6 protein-coding genes are annotated in these 3870 nt (G+C 62.7%); 4 read left to right on the top strand and 2 right to left on the bottom strand.

Annotated features, from left to right (window positions below):
* The 4 genes from EOA32_RS34430 to EOA32_RS34415 form a co-directional block, all read left to right on the top strand.
* Positions 1-440: AAA family ATPase (locus EOA32_RS34430; RefSeq protein ID WP_145971454.1), on the top strand; the 440-nt coding region annotated here is incomplete at its 5' end.
* Positions 437-958 carry a CoA-binding protein gene (locus EOA32_RS34425; protein WP_066989458.1) on the top strand — a complete coding sequence of 174 codons (522 nt, stop codon included), beginning with the start codon at positions 437-439 and terminating at the stop codon, positions 956-958. The genes EOA32_RS34430 and EOA32_RS34425, both read left to right, overlap by 4 nt.
* Positions 959-1116: 158 nt before the next feature.
* Positions 1117-2397 carry an O-acetylhomoserine aminocarboxypropyltransferase gene (locus EOA32_RS34420; RefSeq protein ID WP_095778703.1) on the top strand — a complete coding sequence of 427 codons (1281 nt, stop codon included), beginning with the start codon at positions 1117-1119 and terminating at the stop codon, positions 2395-2397.
* Between the two features lie 5 nt (positions 2398-2402).
* Positions 2403-2747, top strand: coding sequence for a cupin domain-containing protein (locus tag EOA32_RS34415; RefSeq protein ID WP_066989461.1), 345 nt, complete (start codon positions 2403-2405; stop codon positions 2745-2747).
* An 18-nt stretch (positions 2748-2765) separates the two neighbouring features.
* On the opposite strand, the gene EOA32_RS34410 is transcribed toward EOA32_RS34415, so the two are convergent.
* Complete coding sequence (locus EOA32_RS34410; RefSeq protein ID WP_095778663.1) at positions 2766-3473, bottom strand: transporter substrate-binding domain-containing protein; 708 nt, start codon at positions 3471-3473, stop codon at positions 2766-2768.
* A 25-nt stretch (positions 3474-3498) separates the two neighbouring features.
* A partial coding sequence (locus EOA32_RS34405) for a cytochrome P450 (RefSeq protein WP_145971453.1) occupies positions 3499-3870 on the bottom strand: 372 nt, incomplete at its 5' end.

Below are 3870 nucleotides of genomic sequence, written 5' to 3'. Positions count from 1 at the left end.
CCGCGGGCTGGTTCTTCCGGGCGGAGTCCTTTTACTCCGTGGCTCGTTATCTTGACCAGGCGGCGCTGGAGTCTGGCGGAGCGCCGCCGGACTTCCTGTCATGGTCGCATGGCGAAGGGTTCATCCGCTTCTTCGAGGAACGCTGCCGACGACAGGGCATCGACATCCTCGACGAGCCCGAAAGCGCGCTCTCGCCGACGCGCCAAATCGAGTTGCTGAAGCTGCTTCAGCGTATGGAGCGGTCCGGCACCGCGCAGGTGATCATGGCGACGCACTCTCCGTTACTGATGGCCTGCCCGAACGCGCGGCTCTTCCGCATCAGCCGCATCGGCCTCGATCTGATTGATTTTCAGGACACCGATCATTTTCGCATGATGCGTGACTTCTGCAGCGATCCGGCTGCCTTTCTCGCCGATGCGCTGTATGAGGACGAGCCATGAATCACGACGCCTACGACAACAGCTACATCGCCGGCATTCTGAACTCGGTGAAGACCATTGCCATGGTCGGCGCCTCGCCCAACGACGTGCGGCCGAGCTATTTCGTGCTGAAATATCTGCTGGCCAAGGGTTTTTCGGTGTTGCCGATCAATCCCGGTCATGCCGGCAAGCAGATCCTTGGACAGACGGTCTATGCCAGCCTGGCCGACCTGCCGCATCCGGTTGACATGATCGACATTTTTCGCGGCTCGGCCGCTGTCCCTGGCATCGTCGAGCAGGTACTGAAGCTCGATCCGCTGCCGAAGGTCGTTTGGATGCAACTCGGCGTTCGCCATGACGAGGCCGCCGCGCGCGCCGAGGCAGCCGGCATCAAGGTGGTCATGAACCGCTGTCCCAAGATCGAATATGGCAAGCTGTCGGGCGAGATCGGCTGGACCGGCGTCAACTCCGGCGTGCTGTCGTCGAAGAAGCCATTGATGCGCAAGGGTTTCCAGAGTTTTGGCGTGCGCCAGAAATAGACGGACAACCAGGCGCGCAAAATTATTCCGGGAAGAAATGGATTTTCCCGGGCGTTCGCCGCAGATCGCACGCCGAAAGGTATTTTGTTCTTTGCATTCACGACCGCGCTTGGCCAAGAATGCCCGGCGATTTTCGCAAGTTTGAGAGGGAGGCTTCGATGACCCGTACGCCCGGTTTCAACACGCTCGCCGTCCATGCCGGCGCCAAGCCGGACCCGGCGACCGGCGCGCGCGCCACGCCGATCTATCAGACCACCTCCTATGTCTTCGATGACGCCGACCACGCCGCCTCGCTGTTCGGGCTGAAGGCCTTCGGCAACATCTATACCCGCATCATGAACCCGACGCAGGCGGTTCTCGAGGAGCGTCTCGCCGCGCTCGAAGGTGGCACTGCCGCGCTGGCCGTCGCCTCCGGCCACGCCGCCCAGGTCATCGTCTTCCACAATCTGATGCGGCCGGGTGACAATTTCGTATCTGCCACAAAGCTTTATGGCGGCTCCATCAACCAATTCGGCCACGCCTTCAAGAATTATGGCTGGGAGGTCCGCTGGGCCGATACCAACGATCCATCGACCTTTGAGGGCCAAATCGACGACAACACCAGGGCGATCTTCATCGAAAGTCTCGCCAATCCGGGCGGCATCTTCGTCGACATCGAGAAGATCGGCGACATCGCTCGCAGGCACGGCCTGCCGCTGATCGTCGACAACACGCTGGCCTCGCCCTATCTCGTGCGGCCGATCGAGCATGGCGCCGATATCGTGGTGCATTCGCTCACCAAGTTCATCGGCGGCCACGGCAATTCGATCGGCGGCGCCATCGTCGACGGCGGCACCTTCGATTGGTCGAAGTCGGGCAAATACCCGATGCTGTCGGAGCCTCGCCCTGAATATGGCGGCCTCGTCCTGCACGAGACTTTCGGCAACTTCGCCTTTGCCATTGCCGCGCGCGTGCTCGGCCTGCGCGACCTCGGCCCGGCGATCTCGCCCTTCAACGCCTTCCTGATCCTGACCGGCCTGGAAACCTTGCCGCTCAGGATGCAGCGTCATTGCGACAACGCAGCGAGCGTCGCCGCCTGGCTTTCCAACCATCCGAAAGTCGCCTGGGTGAACTATCCCGGACTGCCGAGCGACAAGAACAATGCGCTGCAGAAGAAATACTCGCCGCAGGGTGCCGGCGCCGTTTTCACCTTTGGCCTCAAGGCCGGCTACGAGGCCGGCGTCAAGTTCGTCGAGGCGCTGGAACTGTTCTCGCACCTCGCCAATGTTGGCGACACCAAGTCGCTGGTCATTCACCCGGCTTCGACCACGCACCGGCAACTGTCCGACGAGCAGAAGGTAAAGGCCGGTGCCGGCCCGGACACGGTCCGCCTGTCGATCGGCATCGAGGACGTCAACGACATCGTCGCCGACCTCGAACAGGCGCTGAGCAAGGTCTGAGCGCGATGTCCGCCTTTCTCGCGGTTGATCCCGAAACTGTCGAGCCGGAGGCCGGCGCGCCGGCCCCGGACCGCTTGATCTCCGGCGATCCGAAATTCCGCACCTGGAATGTCGAGGAGCGGGACGGCAGCCTTTATGCCGGCATCTGGGAAGCGACGCCGGGCAAGTGGCGCATCGTCTATGACGAATGGGAATTCTGCCACATCCTGTCCGGCGTCTCGGTGATCGCCGAAGACGGCGGCGACGCGCGCACGGTCAAGGCCGGCGACAGTTTTGTGCTGCGGCCGGGTTTCAAGGGAACCTGGGAAGTGCTGGAGACGACGCGGAAGGAATATGTGATCAAGCTGTGAAGCGCGCTTGCCGGGCTGTTAGAGCAGCCGGTCGACGTCCGCTCCGGAGAAACCGAATCCGGCCATCAGGTCGCGGTGCCACCGGCTTCCAAGCAGGTCGCCCAGACCGTCATCGACACGCCGCCTCAACGCGTCGTTGCCTTTAGCGACGGCAAACGCGCCGGCGGCGGGCAACCGTTCGGACGCGGGAACGTCAATGACATCGGCCAGCGCAGCCGGTCGCCGCGCGATGTAGCCGCGATGCGCCATGGCAACGCTGGCATAGGCCTGCACCCTGCCGATAGCCACCGCCTCCGCTGCCTCGGCCTGCGTGGCGAACACACTGATCCGCTCCGGCGGCACGCCATTCTCAAGGGCCGTCCGATGCTGGATCTGGTTCGATATCACGCCAAGCCTCGCGGAAGGGTGGCCTGCAAGAGAGCGATAGCCCTCAAGGTCGAGCGGGTTGCCCTTGGCAACCATCAAGCCGTCCGGCAGCGACCAGATCGGGCGACTGAAGTCCACCAGCTTGCTGCGCTCTTCGGAGATGAACAGGCCGGTGGTCATGTTCCAGCGGCCGTCGGCCAGTCCCGGCAGCAACTCGGCGAATTCGGTCTCGACGGGCGTGAAAGCCGTCGTTTGGGACATCGCGAAGATCTTCTCGGCCAGCATCGCGTCGCAGCCGCCGACTTTCCCGGATGCATCGGTGAAGCAGAAGGGCGGTTCCTGCAGAAAGGCGAATCTCATTTTCAGATCTTCGGATTATTGCGGTTCAGAAGCGCACCGAGAGCGCTTCCAATCCATGAAAATGATAGGTGTCGCGGAAGCGCGGCTCTTCCGTCAGGCCTAGATCCGGCAGCCGGTCGAACAGCGTCTTCAGCGACACCTGCAACTCCAGCCTGGCCAGCGGCGCGCCGATGCAGAAGTGGATGCCGGCGCCGAACGACACGTTCTTTTGGTCGGTTCGCGCCGGGTTGAATGTGGCCGGTCCGGCGAAAGCCAGCGGGTCGTGATTGGCCATGCCGAGCAGCAGCGCCACCGTCTCGCCGGGCTTGAGCAAAATGCCCGGAGCAGCTTCCATCTCTTCATAGGCATAGCGCAGGAACATGTGCAGCGGCGCATCGTAGCGCAGGCATTCCTCGAC

Origin of the sequence: Mesorhizobium sp. M1A.F.Ca.ET.072.01.1.1, from assembly GCF_004023325.1 — a bacterium.
Taxonomy (GTDB): Bacteria; Pseudomonadota; Alphaproteobacteria; order Rhizobiales; family Rhizobiaceae; genus Mesorhizobium.
Note: the sequence above shows the minus strand (reverse complement) of the source record. Positions and strands in the feature narration are given on the sequence as shown.

Bases quoted from the DNA above. Each gene is read 5' to 3' on its own strand.
- EOA32_RS34425 (WP_066989458.1), top strand. From the start codon at position 437: ATGAATCACGACGCCTACGACAACAGCTACATCGCCGGCATTCTGAAC.
- EOA32_RS34420 (WP_095778703.1), top strand. From the start codon at position 1,117: ATGACCCGTACGCCCGGTTTCAACACGCTCGCCGTCCATGCCGGCGCC.
- EOA32_RS34415 (WP_066989461.1), top strand. From the start codon at position 2,403: ATGTCCGCCTTTCTCGCGGTTGATCCCGAAACTGTCGAGCCGGAGGCC.
- EOA32_RS34410 (WP_095778663.1), bottom strand. From the start codon at position 3,473: ATGAGATTCGCCTTTCTGCAGGAACCGCCCTTCTGCTTCACCGATGCA.